Source organism: Pseudomonas lactucae (assembly GCF_016937615.1).
Classification (GTDB): domain Bacteria; phylum Pseudomonadota; class Gammaproteobacteria; order Pseudomonadales; family Pseudomonadaceae; genus Aquipseudomonas; species Aquipseudomonas lactucae.
Map to the genome: position 1 here is coordinate 1 of NZ_JAFHKI010000101.1, position 21,547 is coordinate 21,547.

At 53.5% G+C, this 21,547-nt stretch carries 14 protein-coding genes and 4 pseudogenes; 15 read left to right on the top strand and 3 right to left on the bottom strand.

Features of this window, described 5'->3' with window-relative positions; all coding sequences use genetic code 11:
* Positions 1-2,244: efflux RND transporter permease subunit (locus tag JWR98_RS18600; RefSeq protein WP_205490789.1), on the top strand; the 2,244-nt coding region annotated here is incomplete at its 5' end.
* A 181-nt stretch (positions 2,245-2,425) separates the two neighbouring features.
* On the opposite strand, the gene JWR98_RS18605 is transcribed toward JWR98_RS18600, so the two are convergent.
* Positions 2,426-3,757 carry a D-serine ammonia-lyase gene (locus JWR98_RS18605; RefSeq protein WP_205490791.1) on the bottom strand — a complete coding sequence of 444 codons (1,332 nt, stop codon included), beginning with the start codon at positions 3,755-3,757 and terminating at the stop codon, positions 2,426-2,428.
* Between the two features lie 996 nt (positions 3,758-4,753).
* Between JWR98_RS18605 and JWR98_RS18610 the strand changes: the two genes are divergently transcribed.
* The gene (locus tag JWR98_RS18610) at positions 4,754-5,938 is read left to right on the top strand and encodes an MFS transporter (protein ID WP_225908780.1); all 1,185 of its coding nucleotides are present in this window, start codon (positions 4,754-4,756) and stop codon (positions 5,936-5,938) included.
* Between the two features lie 404 nt (positions 5,939-6,342).
* Here JWR98_RS18610 and JWR98_RS18615 read toward each other — a convergent pair whose 3' ends face one another.
* Positions 6,343-7,995, bottom strand: a complete 1,653-nt coding sequence (locus JWR98_RS18615; RefSeq protein WP_205490796.1) for a GMC oxidoreductase — start codon at positions 7,993-7,995, stop codon at positions 6,343-6,345.
* A gap of 60 nt (positions 7,996-8,055) precedes the next feature.
* Positions 8,056-8,916 (bottom strand): alpha/beta fold hydrolase, encoded by an 861-nt coding sequence (locus tag JWR98_RS18620; RefSeq protein ID WP_205490798.1) that lies wholly within the window; start codon positions 8,914-8,916, stop codon positions 8,056-8,058.
* 194 nt (positions 8,917-9,110) lie between these two features.
* On the opposite strand from JWR98_RS18620, the gene JWR98_RS18625 reads away from it, so the two are divergent.
* The 13 genes and pseudogenes from JWR98_RS18625 (at position 9,111) to JWR98_RS18685 (ending at position 21,537) form a co-directional block, all read left to right on the top strand.
* A complete protein-coding gene (locus tag JWR98_RS18625; protein WP_341869752.1) occupies positions 9,111-9,866 on the top strand; it encodes an FAD-dependent oxidoreductase in 756 nt (251 codons plus the stop codon).
* Positions 9,867-10,093: 227 nt separating this feature from the next.
* Entirely contained in the window at positions 10,094-10,372 is a 279-nt protein-coding gene (locus JWR98_RS30270) for an FAD-dependent oxidoreductase (protein ID WP_425273202.1), read from the top strand.
* 1,522 nt (positions 10,373-11,894) lie between these two features.
* Entirely contained in the window at positions 11,895-12,650 is a 756-nt protein-coding gene (locus JWR98_RS18635) for a hypothetical protein (RefSeq protein WP_205490802.1), read from the top strand.
* A gap of 109 nt (positions 12,651-12,759) precedes the next feature.
* Positions 12,760-12,990, top strand: coding sequence for an AlpA family transcriptional regulator (locus JWR98_RS18640; RefSeq protein ID WP_205490804.1), 231 nt, complete (start codon positions 12,760-12,762; stop codon positions 12,988-12,990).
* 4 nt (positions 12,991-12,994) lie between these two features.
* Entirely contained in the window at positions 12,995-13,837 is an 843-nt protein-coding gene (locus JWR98_RS18645; protein WP_205490806.1) for a ParA family protein, read from the top strand.
* An 82-nt stretch (positions 13,838-13,919) separates the two neighbouring features.
* The gene (locus tag JWR98_RS18650; protein WP_205490809.1) at positions 13,920-14,129 is read left to right on the top strand and encodes a hypothetical protein; all 210 of its coding nucleotides are present in this window, start codon (positions 13,920-13,922) and stop codon (positions 14,127-14,129) included.
* Positions 14,130-14,143: 14 nt separating this feature from the next.
* Positions 14,144-15,729: pseudogene (locus JWR98_RS18655) on the top strand (ParB family protein).
* A complete protein-coding gene (locus JWR98_RS18660) occupies positions 15,726-16,274 on the top strand; it encodes a DUF2857 domain-containing protein (protein ID WP_205490812.1) in 549 nt (182 codons plus the stop codon). The pseudogene JWR98_RS18655 and the gene JWR98_RS18660 overlap by 4 nt, the downstream one beginning before the upstream one ends.
* A pseudogene (locus JWR98_RS18665) lies at positions 16,271-17,465 on the top strand (STY4528 family pathogenicity island replication protein). Before JWR98_RS18660 ends, JWR98_RS18665 begins: the two are co-directional and overlap by 4 nt.
* 146 nt (positions 17,466-17,611) lie before the next feature.
* Positions 17,612-18,366, top strand: a pseudogene (locus JWR98_RS18670) (PFL_4669 family integrating conjugative element protein).
* Positions 18,363-18,880: pseudogene (locus JWR98_RS18675) on the top strand (DUF3158 family protein). The pseudogenes JWR98_RS18670 and JWR98_RS18675 overlap by 4 nt, the downstream one beginning before the upstream one ends.
* Complete coding sequence (locus tag JWR98_RS18680) at positions 18,877-19,356, top strand: single-stranded DNA-binding protein (RefSeq protein ID WP_205490814.1); 480 nt, start codon at positions 18,877-18,879, stop codon at positions 19,354-19,356. Before JWR98_RS18675 ends, JWR98_RS18680 begins: the two are co-directional and overlap by 4 nt.
* A 213-nt stretch (positions 19,357-19,569) precedes the next feature.
* On the top strand, positions 19,570-21,537 hold the full coding sequence (locus JWR98_RS18685; protein ID WP_205490817.1) for a DNA topoisomerase III: 1,968 nt from the start codon (positions 19,570-19,572) through the stop codon (positions 21,535-21,537).
* The last annotated feature ends 10 nt before the right edge of the window (positions 21,538-21,547 follow it).

Genomic DNA, 21,547 nt, shown 5'->3' on the forward strand with positions numbered 1-21,547 from the left:
GTGATGGCGGCCGACCCGCCCCAGACCGCTGCGGTGTATCAAGGCCAGGACGCCGTGGTGCTGGCAGTGTCCATGGCGCCAGGACAGAACGTTCATCAATTCGGCGTGGCCTTGCGCAAGCGTTTGGCCCAGCTGGAACAGCAGCTGCCGCTGGGCTTCAGCGCCCATATGGTGACGTTCCAGGCGGATGTGGTCGATCAGCAGATGGCCAAGATGAAGCATGTGATGATCGAGACGGTGGTCATCGTCATGGCCGTGGTCATGCTGTTCCTGGGCTGGCACACCGGGCTGGTGGTGGGCGCGATTGTGCCGCTGACCATCCTCGGTACCTTGATCGCCATGCGCATGCTCGGGGTCGAGCTGCAAACCGTGTCGATCGCCGCAATCATCCTCGCGCTCGGCCTGCTGGTGGACAACGGCATCGTGATCGCCGAGGACATTGAACGTCGGCTGCACGCCGGTGAGGATCGGCGCCAGGCCTGCGAGGACGCCGGACGCACGCTGGCGATTCCATTGTTGACCTCGTCGCTGGTGATCGTGCTGGCGTTCTCGCCGTTCTTTCTCGGTCAGACCAGCACCAATGAATACCTGCGTTCATTGGCTGTCGTGCTGGCGCTGACGCTGCTCGGCTCGTGGTTGTTGAGCATCACCGTCACGCCGCTGCTGTGCCTGTATTTCGCCAAGGCCGTTCCCCAGGACACGGCAGAGGACAGTTATGACAGCGGTTTTTACCGAGGCTACCGGGCGGTCATCCGCCGCGTACTGCAGCACAAAGTGTTGTTTTTGCTGGCGATGCTGGGGTTACTGGCCGCCGCGATCTTCGAGTTGATGCGCGTGCCATATGACTTTCTGCCTCAGTCGGACCGGCTGCAATTTCAGATACCCATCACCCTGGAACCCGGCAGCGGTTCGCGCAAGACCTTGCAAAGTGTGCGAGAGATCAGCCGCTGGTTGAGCAAGGAACCTCAGGTCATCGACAGCATCGGCTACGTCGCCGATGGCGGACCACGGATCGTGCTGGGTCTCAATCCACCCTTGCCAGCCCCAGAGACGGCTTACTGCACCGTCAGCGTTAAACCCGGTACAGATATTGATAAGGTCATCGCTGACACGCGCCGCTACCTGCTCGAACAACATCCCGAACTGCGCGGCGAACCCAAACGCTTTTCCATGGGCACCACAGAAGCCGGGATCGCGATCTACCGGGTGACCGGTCCGGACGAAAGTGTATTGCGAACGGTGGCAGGCAAACTTGAATCAGCCCTGCGTAACTTGCCAGGCACATTAGATGTGCGCGATGACTGGAACATACGCTTGACCCGCTACACCGTTGAGGTTGACCAACAAAGCGCCCGCCGCGCCGGTGTAGACACCCAAGCCATCGCTCAGGCGCTACAGCTGCACTTTGGCGGAATCCAGATTTCGTCATTGCAGGACAACGAAACCCGCGTACCAATGGTAGTGCGCGAGCCCGCAACGGCGATCAGTGCCTCCCCCGATCTAAACGGCATACTGGTTTACCCGGTCGATGGCTCGACGCCCCTGCCGCTGGCAGCCTTTGCCCATATCGTCGCGTCCAGTGAGCCCTCCACACTGATACGGCGCAATCAGGAACGGACTATCACGGTGGTCGGGCACAACCCGTCGCTGACGGCCACCTCGATCGTCGAACAGCTGGCGCCACAGGTGGCTGCACTGGCCTTGCCGCCGGGATACCGCATCGAACTGGGCGGCGAAATCGAAGACTCAGCGGACGCCAACCAGGCGCTGTTGCAATACCTGCCACACGCGCTGGTTGCGATGCTGCTGCTGTTCGTCTGGCAATTCAACTCGTTCCGCAAGCTGCTGATCGTGGTCTCCGCCATCCCTTTCGTATTGATCGGCGTTGCGGTCGCGCTGCTGATCACCGGCTATCCGTTCGGCTTCATGGCCACGTTCGGTTTGTTGTCCCTGGCGGGGATTATCGTCAACAACGCAGTGTTGCTGCTGGAACGTATCGAGGCAGAACTGCGCGATGGCCTGTCGGTGCACGAGGCCGTGGTGAATGCCGCCGTCAAACGCCTGCGCCCAATCGTCATGACCAAACTGACCTGCATCCTCGGGCTGATCCCATTGATGCTGTTTGCCGGCCCCCTATGGAAAGGCATGGCGATCACTATGGTGGGCGGCCTGGCGCTCGGCACATTGGTGACACTGGGGTTGATTCCGGTGCTGTATGTGTTGCTGTTCACCCGACGAAGCTGATTAAGATCATCAAACTTAGGCCGTTAAAGGTATAGGCCCTGCGCCAGTTTAAAAGCCGGCATCTGTCGGCTTTTAAACTGGCGTGATCGCTATAATCTAATACCTGTAAAGAAAGCGACCTCGAACGGTCACGGTACGGACCGCGGCTTGGCAAGTTCGTCGACGGTGAACCGCGGGCACCTCACCCCTTCAATGACTCACCTCGGGCATAGAACTTGTCATATTCGCCAGAGGGTACGAACAGCCCCCCAGTCGTCCATATGATATGGGTTGCATTCGCCAGATATGGCTCGAGCCCATTGGCGGCGGTGTATGCTCTTCCAGCAAGAGACTCGGTTACCCAGAGTGGACCGTCGAAGGCTGCAGTGGCAGATGGCTCGACCTTGATTGACTCCGCTTGCCAAGCAGTGTGGACGTGCTTAAACAGCATATCGTCATCAATCGTAAATACTCCTGAAAGCACTGGTCGCATCACCTCCACCGCGCGTTCAGATGCCCGGGGAACTGCCAGCCCGTCTGCCTCTGTGTGATTACTAAGCCCGATGTCATAGACGCTCGGATGGCCTCCACTATCATCTTTCATCGCAACCAAGAAGCATGGTGCTTCCGTAGGCTCGGCAAAGAAACAATGAACATATGATCCAAAGAGATGCGCCAACCCGAACGCAATCCCTCCGGGTGCGCCACCCACGCCACAAGGGATGTAGACGAATAGTGGATGATGCTCATCCACGATAACTTGCTGCTCAGCTAACTGCTTTTGCAACGCCAAAGCGGCAACGCTGTAACCAACAAAGAGAGAAAATGAACTTTCATCGTCGACGAAATGGCAATACAAGTCCTGCTCTGCCTCCGTACGCCCTGCGGCAACGGCGGCAGCATAATCTCCCTCATGCTCTACTACGTTTACTCCGCGATCCCGAAGCCGCGTCTTCTTCCACTCTTTTGCGTCCGCCGACATGTGAACGATGGCTTCAAAACCGAGAGCAGATGCGATAACACCTATACTCAAGCCCAGATTGCCAGTAGATCCAACTGCAACACTATACTGATTCAATAGCTCCTTCCCGGCGAGGCTGAGTACGTTTTTCGGATCACCTTCGGTGATCACTCCACGCCCCAACGCGATTTTTTCGGCGAACTCCAATACCTCGTGTATTCCACCGCGAGCCTTGATAGATCCTGCAATCGGCAGTCCGTGGTCTGCTTTTACGAATAACCTTCCGCTATCCGAGCTCAGGCCTAACGCGTCCTGAAGCTTAGGTACTTTAAGGAGCGGAGATTCAATAATGCCGTTGGACTGTTCCAGCTCAGGAAAAAGGGTGGTCAAAACTGGAGCGAATTTTTTAAATCGCTCCGAAGCCTTGAAGATGTCGGCCTCACCAATAAGTTCAGAGCCCCAAGCTTTTCCAGGCTTTCCACTAGCCCCCCGCCCTGGATTAATCCACATTACTGTTTGCTTGTTCCGCAGCGCGAGATCCACAGAATCCAGCGTATCTAGAGTACCGCTCATCGTTATTCACCCTAAGGTATTGATTGTGTGTGGCCCATTTCAAAAAGCACTACAGGCAGAGAAGATTCTTGCCGACCTAGCAGCAATCGTCATGATTGGGGCAGCGGGCTTTCCAGGGGTAGGGGCGCCATGATCGAAGCATCATCGACGCTATGGTCATCAACCCCATGCCGCCTCAGAGCAAGATCAAGAACGGACCTATTGTCGTTGCACAAAGGGACTTCAAGCGACAGCCTCCAAGAACAGCAGGCGGCGATTGGAGCTTTCAAAAAAATCATTCGTAAGGGGACGACCTGCTGACCGAGCCCCACGTGAATACAGTCACGAGCAGTACTATCGGTTTTTGTTATAGACATCCCGGCGCTCTCCTCTCTGCCCGCATCTCTAAAATGCTAGCGACCTAGAAAATTTCTCGAAAAAACATATGGTTGCGGATCTTAAGGGCCCTCTACCTCTTCCTAGAGGCCAGATTTGTAAGGATGGCATGCGGATTAAACGGCACTATAGGTTGAAGCAAAAATCTGACATAAGTCAATATATAGATCAAGACCCGTTCAGAAACCGTGCGGGAAAATCTGATGGATTCACGTACAAGGTCATATAATGATAACAAACTGGAGAAAGCGAAGCGGCGCATGTTGCGAGCGTTGTACCAAACCGGTATCTTTAACCTGACTAATGACAGGTTACGGCGTAAAAAATGAGCTGGCACGCTCAGGATCATATCGCCTACGTAGCAACCACTACCTCGGCTCAGCTATTCGCCACTGGAATCAACCGAGGATCGACACCCAGTTTTTAAATGAGCGCAAATCAAATCCGGTTCGCCGCAGGCCCGCAGTTGCCTCCCGCTGATTACGAAGCCGGACCCAGCATTCATGTAATGAGCCCGTACTACCTCTTAGGAACCTTGCTGTTGATTTTGGTCCCTCCTTCTTAATCGTCAGGTGCTCCCGGTTATTAACGCGTGCCCCCCTTGCCTAGGTTAAATAGAAAATGCACCTCTCTCATGTAAAATCTTATGAAAACCTATCGTTCGCCTTTCTGTCGCTTGTGCTGTGGACATTCTTTATGGCCTCCAGCGCCCCTACTCCGTTATATCTAATTTATCAACAGCAATGGGGGTTCTCCTCGATTGCCCTGACGTTAATATTCTCTATGTATGCTATTGGCATGCTTTCTGCGCTCTTTACAGTAGGCTCACTGTCGGATTATTTGGGTCGCAAGCCCGTCGTAGCAGGGGCAATTATTCTTGAATTGGTATCAATGATTATATTTTTACAAGCAGACAGCCTCACGCACCTCTTATTCGCTCGATTCATCCAAGGTTGCGCAACCGGGATGGCTACAGCCGTGCTGGGCGCCTTCTTGTTAGATATCAATAGTGACAGAGCGACAATTGCAACGAGCGTAATTCCGCTCCTGGCAACGGGCGCTGGCGTCGCTCTCTCAAGCCTAAGCGTCGACTTTGGACCGATGCCGCTTCAACTGATATATGCGCTGATTGCAATAGGCCTTGCATTCCAGTTAGTGGGAGTCCATATGCTTAATGAATCAATCTCTAAGCGCCCTTTGACTTTCAAAGCATTGCGCCCGTCACTAGCCATTCCAGCGTCCGCTAAGGCCACGTTCTTGGCTATCATGCCGATGAACATAGCAGTGTGGTCGTTAAATGGGTTTTTCCTGTCCCTGGTACCCTCCTTGGTAAAAGCCTCAATCTCAACCACCTCAACGAGCGTTGGAGGTATCGTAGTCAGTTTACTGAGTTTCAGCGGTGCAATGTCCGTAGTACTACTTCGGCGCAAGCGATCAGATTACACTAATCGACTGGGGATAATTTTATTAGTGATCGGCGTTGCAGGCATATTAGGCGGTGTCTACTCCAGCAAAACCTACATATATTATACTTCAACAATCATTGCTGGATTTGGAGTAGGCGCGTGCATTATCAGCATGACCAAAGAGCTTTTACCGCTAGCGTTACCATTTGAGCGAGCAAGTTTAATATCGGCTTACTGGGTTGCGAGTCAGCTCTCTCTTATCGTTCCGTCAATTTTAGTCGGCATATTAGTCCATTATGCAGGATTAACCATCGCCACCTATTACTACGGCGCCGTTGTACTTCTGCTATTAGTTATTTCTCCAATTGTGATGAGTCGGCGCTTAAAGACAATCAGCTAGCGTATGACTTTCATCAACAACCATGCGCTAGCTAGATGCCAACCCTATAGAGCGCAGCGCAAAAAAAGGCTGATCAACCTATTACGTCAATCAGCCAAAAATATAACATTACAAAATATATCGCTAATATTACAAAATTCGATAATCACCATACCAAACGATTAACATCCAGACAACAATCCAGCCGCCGACCCCAATTATTGAAGCTAAGACGCAACACATCCGATCGGCCACATCATTACTCTTGTCGGCTTCCTTTTTTGACAAAGAATTAGCACGAATGCTCCCTATCGATCTTATATTTATTTTCATTTATAAGCTCCCCTGATCAATACCTTATAGCACTCAAACAGGCCTTTTAACTCTATCGCTCCCTTATACTTGTAAGATCCCTCACCCCCACCTCAACGATTAACTTTATCGGCTGCCCTCCCACCAATGTAAGACGCGTTAATTATTAAATCAGCCACCCTTAGGGCGTTCGCAGCAATCGTAAGCGATGGATTAGTACCCGAACTGGTAGGAAAAAAAGAACTATCGACAACATACAAGTTATCTAACTCATGCGCTTTGTTGTTTCTGTCAAGTACACTATTGTGAGGTAAATCACCAAAACGACAAGTTCCACATGCATGACCTAAAATACTATTTTTTTCCGCAGCCGGATTCAAACGTGTGCGATACCCTTTGAATACAGATTTTACTTTTCTACGAAATAGGGCGAGCCGATCTCTATCTTCCTTATGAATTGAATATTCAATTCTGATTTGCCCATCCGCGCTCAAAGTCACCCGATTATCAGCATATGGAAAGTCCTCCATGATCCCTGCAAAGACCATTGTATCTCGCAGCGATGCTTTCACTCCCCATTCAATAATCGAAGACATCCTGGATGCAAGCAGGCCTAGCAACCTAGAGCTACGCGTCAGATCCTCTTTTACAGTATGTGCGATTACACTCACCGGCGGAAGATTGCCATTCGACTGTACGGTACCTAACTTGATACCGTCACTGACATATAAATCATTCCACGCCAATTGTTTGATTAGATCTTTTTCGCGCGGCGGCATACGCATCTTAACAATGTAGTAATCGAGAAAATGACGCATCAAATTTCGGCCAACCTGATCCGACCCGTTAGCGAGCCCACGCGGCCACTTTTTGGAGGCTGAGCGTAACAGTATAGCTGGAGTGCCAAGGGCTCCAGCAGCCAATATGATGGTAGTCCCCCTAAGCGTTACAAGCTTACCATTCCACAGACAAAGAAAAGACGTTACACGAGCAGCTTCAGTCTGCAGCTTGAGAACTTCACAATTGTCAGCGAGAACGGCACTATTCTCCTTTAATGCAGGTACAAGACAAATATTTACACTATCGCCCTTACAGCGCTTATCGCAGATAAAGCCGATGCATTCGCGACAACTAGGTCTATACTCGCATGCCATGGGGAGATGATAAGGATGACAACCCTGCGATGAGAGGTATTCGTACAGCTCCCCATTCGCTGGGCTATATGGCGGCGGAGGCAGAATCGAACGGCTTTCTTTGCCAGGCCGCAGGGGATCTAAGGTTGCTTTAACATTATAGAGAGCCTCCGCTTTCGCGTAATACGGCTCAAGTTCTCCAGATGCTATAGGCCACTTATCAGGAGTCTGCGCGCCCGAGGCACCATTGGCGTAAACAGATGGCTCGAAGTCGACTGGAAAAAACCGCTCCATGACCATCCCATAAAGCACACTCGATCCACCCGTCCCCTCACCCAGAATAGGTAAAACCGATTTTGAGCCCCCTCCCGTTACTTCAAGTATGGGGGAAGATAAGCGACCTGCTCGCTTAAGATAACTAGTGTACGAATTGTTAGAATGCTCGCCTTCGAAAAACGTCTCCGCCCACTTGCCAACGAGTGCATCAGGAGCCGTCAGATGGCTCGCTCCTTTCTCACAGAAAAGCACGCTCATGCCAGCCTGCGCCAGGCTTTGCCCGAGGGTAGCTCCTCCAATTCCCGTGCCTATCACGATCGCATCCCAATGACGCAGCTGAATTTCGGCAGGTGTCATGAACTCTCTCTCGCCTAGTAAAGTGATCTGAAAATGATCTTGCTAATTAGCTCTGACCGGCTAGTCGACTCGCTCTAAAAGCGCGTCTATCGCAGCCAACGATTGAGGCTCGTTTAACAATGGCGGATGCCCTCTGTCGGCAACAACGGTAAGGACTGCATCAGAGTTCAATTCAATCATCCGCTGCGCGATTTCATCCGTTAGCAGATCTGATAGCTCCCCTCTAATGAGTGCTACCGGCACAGCGCTTGCTTTGGAAAACTCATGCCAGAACTCGGGCCGCTCTGCCTGCATACGTGCTGATTCACGCATCGTGAGCAAATCGAAATCACGAGCGTATCGACCAGGCGCAATTTCACGATAGGCACGGAGCATCAAACGTACCCAATCATCTTTATCAAATCCCGGATAGATCGCCTCGTTGTGGTCTTGAACTCGCGCAACCGCCTCCTCAAATGAATAATCCGCACTTTCAGCATGGCCAGCCATTCGCTTAAGTGCCGGTAACGGTATTCGCCCCCCGATATCATTCACCACGATCCCCGCGACGCGCTCTGGTCTCTTGCCTGCCATTTCGATGGCCATCAAGCCACCTAATGTTGTCCCGATAATCACCACGCGCTCAATGTTCAAATGATCAAGAAGCTGCCACATATCCTCAATCAATAAGTCGAAGTGATAATCCTCTGCATTCGTCATGCGGGCAGAGTTTCCTCGTCCGCGCAGGTCGGGAGCGATGACTCGCCGGCCCGCAGCCAAGCGCGGCGCAAGGTCTTCGAAATCCCGAGAATTACGCATAAATCCGTGCAAGCAGAGCACGGGCGTTCCCGCTTCTCGCGATGTGTAGTCTCGATAGAACAGCTCTAAACCGGACCGACCCGTGAATAGCACGCTAGAGAATTGCGATTCGGTGTTAGGCATCACCCTGCTCCATTCTTAGAAATTTAGCCAAAGGCCCCAGGGGCACGGTCTCAAAATTGCCTGTAGCACCCGAAATCAGCTTCGTGCATAATCCGACTTAAGTCAACTTTAACAAAAATCTTATGGGCGTTTGACACTGCTTTGGCGGTGGGGGGATACAAAGTGAGTAAACACGTGATCGTAATTGGAGGGGGATCACTGGTCTCGCGGCTGCGACGGCGTTGAGCTTGCGAGGCCAAAAAGTGACCATTCTTGAGGCATCTGATCGTCCAGGGGGCCGAATCCAAAGACTTACACGTCATGGAGACTCGGTAGAGGCTGGAGCTCAAGGCATTCATTCAAATTACACAGAGATGCTCGGCTTGGTAGAGCACGCAGGGCTACGCGGAGATCTTATGCCATTGGATGGAAAGGTTTCCTACCTGGATCGTAACGGGGCTAGCCGTATCCCTAATGGCAATCTAGGTATAACTAGCCTGATGAATGGACGAGGAGTTCGTGACCTCTCTTGGTTTGTAGCTCGCTATTTAGCCCTCGCAAGGCGCTATCCTCAATTTGAAATTGTTCGCGATTTGCCCGCTTATGACAACATCTCAGTAGAGGAAGCGCTCAATTGGGCAGGCAGTGATTTTCGTGATTATATTTTACATCCAATGATGCACGCAATGACCAACACTGCTCTTGAATTCACCAATCTCTATCACATGCTTAATTCCACCAAATTGGAACTTACTACCAAAGTATTTGGCCTGCGAACGGGGATAGTAACCCTAGCGGAGCGATTGGCCTCCAAGTTGGAGGTCCGATACGAGAGTCCGGTACTTAAGATATTATCATCCGGACGCAAGGTTGATGGTGTTCTTCTTGATAGCGGCGAGACCATAAAATGCGACCATGTTATAGCCGCGTGCCTATTAATGTTTCCGCTCGAATTTTACCTTCAGAACTAGAAACCTCAGCTAAATTCCTAACGGAGTTTACTAACACCCCTATTGTGCTGGTATATTTTTTCCTAGACAGACCAGTTTCATCGCCTGCATATGTGTACATGGGACACCCTTATCGCGATGTCACATTTAATATGGCTATAAATCATAGCAAGAAAACACCCTATATGGTACCAAGCGGTAAGGCAATAATTTCTGCATAGTCATGCTATCCAAGCTCTGCGCTATTAATTACTCAACCAGACAATACGATCATTAGCCACGCCCTTCGAGATATGGAAGCATTCTTCCCTAACATATCAAACTGGGTCGATGAGGCTCAAGTTGTGAGACATCAATGGGGCATGGCTCGTTATGCACCTGGTGCTCATAGGAGGATTCTGGACTTCAAACGCCACGCCGAATCTCTACACGGCATCTCGTTCGCGGGCAATGATTTTGATGGTGTGCACATGGAATCCGGGGTTAGGAGCGCGCGGCGGGCGGCTCACCGCGCGGAGCAAACCTGATCGGTAACAGCCAGCTCCTGCCGAGGATATAGGGTGCAAAACGCATCAATAAACTTCCTAAACGCAAGGCTATGGGGAGTGGCGAACCCTATTGATCGGCAACTATTTAATAATTAAAAGTTTATAGAACGCTTTTAATTCTTCACCAAAAATCAATTTAGGACGTTAGCTTCAAATCAAAATCAGACCAATAAAAATGTCGACAACTGTAATAAGGCAAACACGTTCAAATACTCACTCGACACCATTATGCTTCGATATACGCCTAGAACACCTAAAACCATCACACAAAAATCAATACCCTCTCCAGAGTATCGGCATGTCCGACCAAGCACTAAAAAAATAAAAAGCGGAAGCCTTTAATTCACCCCCACATACAAACATAAACTTACAAACCAAGCCAGCCAGTAACCATAATAGATAACATGAAACACTCAACATCTTGAGCATACCACCCTTAACTCCATACGCAATATTGAATACAAGCACCCCTCACATACGATAATATTGAAAATACGCCCAGCGAAATCTATTAATACACTACCCAGACACACTTAACACTAATAAATCCAAGCGGATATCTTATTATCTAGCGATCCATAACACACATACAAATTCATGTATATTTTTCCTGAGACGCCCACCCAACCTATTGCTGCATTGATGACAAGGTCTTTTCCAATGCTAGAAATTCAGCATTCTGTTACCCCGTTTACAGCACTCATATGAATGCCCTTGAGCCAAACTCCAACTACGCCACACATAAAATTAATCCAATAATTCACGTACATATTTAAAGCTTACTATTTTCCCTGAATTCAAATTGCTCTTTAACCTGTCATTTTATGATGACTCTGTGTCGCAAAATTCCCCCCCCACGCCATCCACGCCGCTGCTGCGCCAATTCACTATCGCTAATTCCCTGCCCTTCCTCCCTGATGTCAGACGACGCAGGCGACGATGCTTGCAGTCCCACTACGATGCCCTGGCCCAACGCAGTCGAATCGGACCGGTACTGTGATCTGGTCACCTGGTATGGGCACGGCTTGCAAAACCAAACCGACCGCGATAACCTGACTTAAAGCTGTTTTTGTGCGTACCAGGTGCATTCAACGCCAGTCGTTGTATTTTTTCTCGGAATCTGAGATGAGCTGGGTCGGATTACGGCCCTGCTTCTACACATTTGTAATTTCTATCGACATTCGGATGAGCATAATGAGGACTGATAGAACCCCACAAAACCAAACAAAACCTGCTCGATTCCAGGTATTTTCACAGTCATCGCAGGGCGTCAATGTAACCCCAGTGCCCCGAAGGCGATGCGTCTGGAATTAAGCACACCAAGACAACATCGTCGCACCATATAGCCAGAGAGGCGATGTTTAGGCTCCTATTGAGCTGAGCGCTCTAATTCGACGCCTACAAATGAAGTACAGGACAGCAACCGCACGGAAGCCTAGGTCATAGCATTAGACGTTTAGACAGAACCTAGCGGGTCTGCCCTTGCATAGAAGCTGCCGCTATGTACAAAAATAATGGATCTGGTGTCGTCGAAAAGCTCTTCTACAAGCCCATTGAAGCGGCGATACGCTGGTGCGACCTGATTGCTCATGAGGCGCAGATTCTCGAGTCAGCCTGGGAAGATCCGGATCGTCTCATCAATAGCTTTCCTCACTGGCCATGCTTGCATGCAAGCTTAGGTAAGATCTTGGATGCCATTAGAAATCATGAGATGCCGTACGGAGCTTTAGGTATTACCGTTACTCACAGCACCCCAGTCGATCTAACGCTACTGACCATAAGACATTCGGACCTAAAGCGGTGGATGCTGCACTACCACCCAGATCAGCGACCGTCGTTTCTTTTTAACCAAACCGCAACTGACAAGGAAACTATTCATTACAGCACCTATTTGGTTTTACAGGCAGACCGTGATGCCCTCCAGGTACAGTTGAAAGCAACAGAAACCAAACTTCAATTTCTGATCGACGAGCTAAAGGCGGCCGGGCTGGAGCGCGAAAGCCTACGCCAGCACGCTGAGAACAGACAACAGCTTAGCGACCACAGCAAAGCAGGTTTTCTGAACGTAATCGGAGCCTTAGTCAACACCATACTGGGTTCGTCACAGGCAGGAAGAAAGCACTCTATCTTCGATAGTCAGGCCGCTGTTGTCGACTCTATAACTGCGCACTATGGTGGCGTCGCCGGACTGAGCAAACGCTCACTTGATGAAAAGTTTGCAGCCGGCAGACGTAGCCTTGCCAAGGCCAAAAGCTGAGCATTGCAGTGCAATGACGTCGCTTGCATTGCAATGACTCACGTCTTTTTCTGGCATTGAATCCAAGTCACTTCCCACCCAATGCCATCTGGCGCTAGGAGTGACTACCATGACCAATCAGTCCTCATCTTTCGTTGAAGCCACTCAAACGCCGGTCGAACGCCACATCATGCGCCGCGATGAGGTAGAACGGAAAACCGGCTTCAAACGTGCGCACATTTACAATCTGATGAAGGAAGGAAAGTTTCCTCAGGCCAAGCGCATTGGACTTCGCGCAGTCGGTTGGGACTCGCTGGAAATCGAGCAGTGGGTCACCGAACGCTTGGCGCAGCAGGGCTGATGCCATGCGTGTGGTATCGGTAGTTTCCACCAAAGGTGGTGTAGGTAAGACCACAGTAACCGCCAACCTCGGAGGTCTTATCGCGGATGCTGGACTGCGTGTTCTGCTGCTGGATCTTGATAGCCAACCCACCCTTTCCAGCTATTACAAGTTGAGCCATGAGGCTACCGCAGGCGCGTACGAGCTTATCGCGCTCAAACTGACAAACCCTGTGCAGATAGTTTCTAACACTGCGGTTGCCGGCCTCGACCTGATCCTCTCCAACGACGATCAAGGTCGGCTGAGTCAACTTCTGCTGCACGCCCCTGACGGGCGATTGCGGCTGCGCAATGTGCTCGACAATTTCAGCTCCCGCTATGACCTCTTGCTCATCGACACTCAAGGTGCGCGCAGCGTACTGCTGGAAATGGCCGTGCTCGCATCCGATCTCGCCATCTCCCCCATTACGCCGGAAATGCTCGCAGCCCGCGAACTGCGACGCGGCACCTTGAATCTGCTGAGTGAGCTAGAAGCGTTCCGTCACCTAGGCATTACAACACCACCGTTGCGACTGCTACTAAACCAGGTGAATGCCATTAGGGTGGACACACGAATGATCATCCGCAGCCTGCGCGAATCTTTCGCCGAGACTGCCAACATTTCGGTCCTAGACACCGTAGTGCCGGATCGAGTGGCGTACCTCAATGCCGCTTCCCTAGGCCTACCGGTCCACCGAGTCGACACACGCCAGTCACGTAAGCGATGCTCGCCAACGGCGCTGGAAACCATGCAAGCACTGGCCATCGAGTTGTTTCCGGAATGGCGCGAAGCGATCTCTACGGTAAGCAGGCGGTTGGAGGCTAAATGAAATAAATCGCCAAGCAGGCACTTTTCACCAAGTCATTTTTACCAATCTTGATGCCAACGGTGCTTGGCTAGGAGTCTTCTTGATGTTGGATCAACCCACCATCATCGCCCCACCTGCTATCCAACAACTCCACCCGCCTTGCGATGAGTATTGCACCGTAGTCTTTCGCCTGCAGGGCGGGCGCTCGGCCATGGGGTGGTTCCTTGCAGAACTATCCCGACATTTCGAAGGTTCGGGCACTACCGAGGTCGTCAAGTTCGAGGTCGGTGACCATTTGCGTAACCGGCGTTAACTGAGGTTGTTCCGATGAAAAAGCTCAGTCAGGAGCAGATCACCGACAAGCTGCACCAGGACCACTTCCCTCGAGCGCAGGAGTTGGAGCGGCTGTCCGATCCACTTACTGACACGCCTATGTTGGTCACGCTGGAGGAAATGCGGCCCTACGAACACAACCCGCGCTTCATCCGTAATCCGCTATACGACGATATCAAGGCTTCGATCCGTGAACGGGGGCTGGATCAACCGCCACCGATTACCCGACGGCCGGGTGAAACCTATTTCATCATCCGCAACGGCGGTAATACGCGCTTGGCGATTCTCGGCGAGCTGTGGCAGGAAACTCGCGACGAGCGCTTCTTTCGCATTCATTGCCTGTTCCGACCTTGGACCAATGAAATCACCGCCCTACTCGGCCATCTGGCTGAAAGCGATCTGCACGGCCAACTCACTTTCATCGAGCGGGCTCTGGCGGTAGCCAAACTCAAAACCATGCTCGAAGCAGAGGGGACTGTGTTCTCACAACGGGAACTGGCACGACATCTTGCCGCTGGAGGCTATCCGATTTCGCAGCCGCACATCAGCCGGATGCTGGACACTCTCGAACATTTACTGCCCGCGATTCCACAAACGCTGTATGCCGGATTGGGTAAGCCCCAGATCGAACGCCTGATCGGCCTACGCAGCCAGGCAGAACGAACCTGGAACCGATATCCAACCGCCCCCGTTGCGTTCGTCGATTTCTGGCTCGAGACCCTGGGCTATTTCGATGCAGAACCCGAGTCATTCGATCTTGAGCAAATCCAAGATGAACTGCTCGAACGCATGAGCCACTTACTCGGACAGTCCTACCGTATGTTGGCCCTTGAGCTGAGCGACACCCAACGGGTCATCTCGACGCCTGGCGTTGCCCTCACCGAGCCCTCGGAGAATATTCATTTGCCGAGCATTGATGAAGCCTCGGCAGGACTTCTTTCCTCCGATCCTCATCCCAAATCAACTGAGACCAAATCCCAGACTGAAACAGCGCAAGAGGAACTGCTCACACCGCCCCAAACGAATGCCATATCAGCAGTCAGCCCTCCGTCTCGCGTGCAACAGATTCGCGAACAGATCGATCGCGAGACGCCACCGACGCAGCATCTTCGGTCGACACCTATGCGATCGACGACATCTGGACCATCGCTACAGCACTGGACAGCCCCGAACAACTGCGATCCGCCATTGCCACACTGGCGCGGGAAATGGCGGCCTATGCCGGACATCCCGAGAGCATCATCGACCAGCAGCATGGCTTGGGCTTCGCCCTGAACATCGAGCGAGTTGATCTTGCAGTGCCTCGCGCGACCGGCGTTCACCTACTGCTCCTGGCCCTGCTGCGCGCTCAAGACGACGTGAACTGGGAAGATCGTAAGCAACTGCCGTCAGCGCTGTTCGGCCAGTTGTTGTTGGGGATCTATCAACTTCCGCTGACAGATCGTCCCGCCCTGGATGTGGGACTGGAGCGATTGCCAGACAGCCTGCTCATCAAACTGTATCGGCTGATCCGCCTGGCCCGTCGCCTGATCGACCTAACGCTTCCCCCTGAAGATGAGTCACCGAAGGAGCTGCCATGAACCTTTCCTTCAATGTGCTCAACCAGGCCATGCTGACCCAGGTGCTACATGAACTGCGCCAAGGTAACCTGCAGCGCTGCAAGGCACTCGGATTGGGTGAAGACGACATCTATTTGTTGCAATCCTTACCGCCCACCACCCTGTCACGCCTGGCCCATGCCACCGTACCCTGGGTAGAGGTCAAGATCGACTCGCCGGTGCTGCACCGGTTGATCGAACAAGCCGAGCGCGACGAGCAGAACGAGCGCTTGATCAATCGAGCGCTCAAGCTCGGCGCCAGCAGCACCATCATGTATCAATGCTTCGGCTTGGCGCATTCGGAAACCGCCCTGCGCCGGCGTCTGCTCAAGATAGAAACCCGTAAGGGCCGCCCTCAACATTTGACCGAAGCCCAGGAACATGCGCTCTGGCAGCGATGGTGTCAGCTGCGCGCTCAAGACAGTACCGAGGATCAGCTCGACGCCATGATGATGCTGGCTGAAGAGCAACAGATCAGCTTGACCATCGTGTGGCAGCAGATCGACCAGTACAGCAACGGCACATGAACACTGCCCCTTCCAATCGCTGGCAGCGTGTCCTGCAGCAATGCACCCAGCAGTTGAGTGAACGCTGGCCCGTACGCCCCACCACTGAACATCCCTCCAACCAGGCCCTGCAGGCGGGCTTTTTGTTCAGTGGCCAATCTCACGAAGTCGTGCCACGTCGGCTGCTATTGGATAGTCGGCTGACGCCATTGGAACGCAATGCCTGGCAGGTATTTCGACTCATGCTGCAAGGCCAGGGCGTGGTCACACCGCGCTATGAGGATTTGCAGCCTTACCTTTCAAGCGTGCCCTACGGCGCGTCAGCCTCCCGTGAAACTATTGCTCGGGTGTTGACGATGCTCAGGTTGACGCGCTGGCTCAGTTTGGTAAGTCGCGGACGCGATCAGCTCAGTGGACGCCTTCAAGGTTCTCTGTACGTTCTGCACGATGAGCCGTTAACCCCCGCCGAAGCCATGGAACTGGATCAGGATTACCTGGCGCTGGTCGGACATGCCCTCTCTCATGCGACTAAGGCTGTGCGAATTGTCGCTCAGCATGTTTTGGAAGAAATCCGCCAAGACACCGATATCGATCAGGATCGGTTGCCGACCCGACTCGACAGTTGGAGCGACCATTGGACACAACAAGGATTGGGTCAGGCGATCGATAAAGCATTACACGATTCCGAACTGGGTGGCGATCACCGCGTTCGGAACGTGCAGGCCCTCGTTCGGATTCCGAACCGGGCCTGAACGCCAGTGTTTCCCGCACCGTTCGGAATCGAACGCCGCCTGTACTGTATTAAAAGAAAGTATTTGTACAGTACCGCGCGCGACCCCGGCGGTGGATAACCTGCTCTGGCCCACTCCGCTGCAACTGAGCCCAAGCGATCGTCAGGCCGTCGGCGTGGCGCTGAACAAGCTCAAACCCGCGGATCGGCAGGCGGTGCTCAACGAAGCGGGGGCACGCTGTGCGGTCGGTGGAATCCGCAAGCCAGCGGCGTATCTGATGGGCCTGATCCAGCGCGCACTGAAAGGCGACTTTCGTCCTTGGGCAGGTCAGGCAGAGTCGTCCCCCATTGCAGTACCGACTCCGTCCACACCGCCCCCCTCGCGCGCATCTCGACAACCGGGCGAACCTGCATCCGCCCTCGCCCAAGCGTGCCTAAATGAGCTACGCCAACTTCGCGGCAAAGGTTCTGGACGTCAGTAGATTTGATGCCACTGGCATCAAATCCATTGGCGTCTAAATGATTAACCCTCTTAAACCAAATCGAACAAACCGCATTCAGCTTTTTGGCTGTCCTTAGTCCTCACTTGTCGCAACGTTATCGTCCAAGCCGATGCGAGGACACTACCGTGGCCGATCACTATCAGCTCAACCTGGGCTCATTGCGCAGCAGCATCACCCTAACACTGCATACCCACCACGCCGCCCGTATCTGGCAAGGTCGAACCGCACGTGAAGGCGTCCATTCGATCATGGGCATGGCCGGCTACATCAGCGTCACCAATCTGATCAAACAAGCCGCAGCGCAGGACGACCCTTATGCCGATTGGGCTATCGTGCAACTCGAAGAAAAACTGCTGCAGGCTAAGGCTGGGATGCTGGAACTGACCCAACAATTAGATCGGATCAGACAGGACCTGCCAACGCAGATCGACATGAGCGACAACCTCAATATCCACCCGGTCACCTTGCCCTTGTACATCGGCAGCCAACTGGGGTTTCTCGCCGTCTACCTGCTAACTGACTACGACACCCTGGTGCGCCACACCCTGTTGGCCCATCACACCGCCTTGATCGGTCGTAGAGACATGGAAGCCTGGATCGACGACGGTGCCCATTTGCTGCGCAGCTTGTTTGGCCAGGTGCAGCGCTATCGACTTGCAGGTGTCACACGCGATGACATGGCCGCAAGTAATGCCCGCGCATGGCGGCCATGGAGAAGTTTGGATTGCCCCCCACGGACATCCTTGAGGGGCATCGCCGTTCCCAGTTCGCGCCACCTATTGTTCGTCGGGGTGCTGGGGCGGTAGATGACACTGACGCGTCGACGGAGAACGCGATAGAGCCATCTGCGACAGTAGATGAGCCGGAGGACGAAGCATGAAGCCCATTATCTCGACTCAGCTAATCCCCCTCGAAACACTCACACCGGATGCCTATCGACAGCTCGAACACGCTGCCTCCCTAAAAGGCCTTTTAAAACCTTTTAAGGGTAAGGGGGAGTTGGAACTCCTGGCGCAGATGGCGAGGGAAATCGAGGCGCAATTATGTCACCTGATGGAGGCTGTGGCGCAGCAGGCCGGACAACCCCCTTACTCACTGCTGGATATTCGAATGGTGCTGCAGAACACCGGTGCGGGCAGCACTTTTTGCGTTGGCGCACCCGCGATTTTGCTCGAATGGGTGTTGCAGTCTGGGAACGCCAGGTCTTCAACAAAGCCTTGCCCCAAGCCGTACGCGAGGGATTGCACCGTTTCGAATGCGAGCGTATCGCACTGAACTTGCAGATGAGCGTGGTGCACTCGCTCTACCGTCAGGCTTCAACCTGCGCGATCAAAATGGCCAGCGCCGAACGGCTGCTGCGCCAATTCACACCAGCAGCGGAGATATCACGATGAGTACTTTTTTCGTCGGCGAAGGCAACATCGGTAGTGCGCCAGAGTTCCAGGAGTTCCCATCAGGTAATGACGAGCCACGGCGTCTGCTGCGGCTGAACGTGTACTTCGACAACCCCGTGCCGCGCGAGGGCAGCTATGAGGATCGAGGCGGCTATTGGGCGCCGGTCGAGCTCTGGCACCGCGACGCTGAACACTGGAGCACGCTGTATCAGAAAGGTATGCGCGTATTGGTAGAAGGCCGCACCGTGCGCGATGAGTGGGAGGACAGTGAAGACAATGCGCGGGTCACCTTCAAGATCGAGGCGCGTCGTGTCGGCATCCTGCCTCATCGCGTGCTGAACGTGGTCATGCGGGAGCGCTCAGGTGAATCAGCTTCGTCTGCGGCCCCCATCGGACAGGCTACAGACCTGGCCAGCTCGCCTGCGTCGAAGTCCAAAAAACGCAGAGGGCAGCCTCCGTCGGCACGACTGACTTGAGGCACAAAAATTGCGCCTTTGCGCGAAGTTTCTGGCCCGCCACTACTCCCCGCTCGTGAAGCACTGTCCTCCACGTGATTACAAGGTAGCAGCCTCGCCCCCAATCAAGACTGCCCTCACCGACCAATATGAGGAACCTGCCATTCAGGTTTCTCATAGCTCGCCACTGCTGTTTCCAACAACGCTGCTCCGAACTCAACCCGGAGCAGTTCTATGCGTCTCTTTCTCTGCGAAAAACCCTCCCAAGCTCGTGACATCGCTAAGGTTCTCGGCGCCAGCCGACGTAGCGATGGTTGCTTGATCGGACCCGAGATAACCGTCACCTGGTGTATCGGCCACCTGCTGGAGACGGCCCCACCTGAAGCCTACGGCGATCAGTACAAAACCTGGTCGTTGGATCATCTACCGATCATTCCCGTGCAGTGGAGGGTTGAGGTCAAACCCAAGACTGTCGCGCAGTTCAAAATCATCAAACACCTGCTCAGCGAAGCTACCACCGTCGTCATCGCCACCGACGCCGATCGCGAAGGTGAAATGATTGCCCGCGAGTTACTAGAGCTCTGCAACTATCGTGGTTCTGTTGAGCGCCTCTGGTTATCCGCACTCAACGAGGCGTCAATTCGCAAAGCACTGTCCTCTCTGAAGTCTAGTCAGGAGACCTTCCCGCTCTATCACTCAGCCCTCGCCCGCAGCCGAGCCGATTGGCTGATTGGTATGAACCTCAGTCGTTTGTTTACCCTCCTAGGACGGCGGGCGGGCTATGACGGCGTGCTGTCGGTTGGACGCGTCCAAACGCCCACTTTGCGCTTGGTGGTTGAACGAGACCGCGCGATTGCCAGCTTCGTCTCTGTGCCGTACTGGGTGGTGGATGTGCACCTGTCTTCAATGGGGCAACCCTTCATCGCGTCGTGGGTACCGCCCAGCTCAGGACGTGACGAAGCCGGTCGCTGCCTGCAGCAGGCGCTCGCCAGTCAGACCGTCCAAGCGCTTTCTGGCAGCAAGACCGCCACCGTAGTCTCGCTGCAGACTGAGCATTTGCGCAAAGCGCCACCCCTGCCCTTCGACCTGAGCACACTGCAAGAAGTCTGTTCACGCAAGTTGGGACTCGGCGCTCAGGAAACACTGAACATCGCCCAAGCCTTGTATGAAACCCACAAAGCCACCAGCTATCCGCGCAGCGATTGCCGTTATTTGCCAGAGAGCATGTTCAACGAGGTAGCCGCAGTATTCGATGCCCTGCTCAGAATGGATCCCGCATTGCGCCCAGCGCTCGCAAGCGTCGATCAATCATTGCGCTCACGAGCATGGAACGATGCCAAGATCACCGCGCACCACGCCATCATCCCCACCACCGAGCCGGCGAACCTTGGGCGGATGTCTGAACAAGAGCGCCAAGTCTACGAACTGATTCGTAGCCACTACCTCGCGCAATTCCTGCCGCCTCACGAGTTTGATCGAACCGAGGTCGAACTGGAGTGCGGCGCCGAGCGTTTGACTGCTGTTGGCAAACAGATCCTCGTCCAAGGCTGGAAAGGCTTACTCTCCGACAACGCCGAAGACGATGAACCCAGTCAAAAGGCCCAGGTATTGCCTGCCCTACAACAGGGTATGCAGTGCGCAGTGGACGACGTCAAACTCAAGTCCATGCGCACCGCTGCGCCCAAACCGCTCACCGAGGGCGATCTGATCAAGGCGATGAAAAACGTCGCCAAGCTGGTCAACGACCCGCGCCTGAAACAGAAACTTCGGGACACCACCGGTATCGGCACCGAAGCCACGCGAGCCGGCATTATCAAGGGGTTGATTGATCGCGGTTACTTGTTGAAGAAAAAACGTGCCTTAACGGCCTCCGCAGCGGCCCATACCCTGATCGAAGCGGTACCCGCAGCAGTCGCGGATCCGGGTATGACAGCGATCTGGGAGCAAGCTCTGGAGGAAATCGAAGCGGGACGTCTGACCTTGGATGCATTCGTTGCCAAGCAGGCGCACTGGATTACGCAACTGATCGCAAACTGCGGAGCGCTCACTTTGTCGGTACCGGTCGAAGCCGGGCCGGCTTGCCCCAATTGCAATGCCTCAATGCTCAGGCGTAAGGGAAAATCAGGGCCGTTCTGGTCATGCTCCCAGTACCCGGACTGCAAAGGCACTGTGCCGATCAGCAAAGGTATACGTCGTCCATGAGGCACCATTG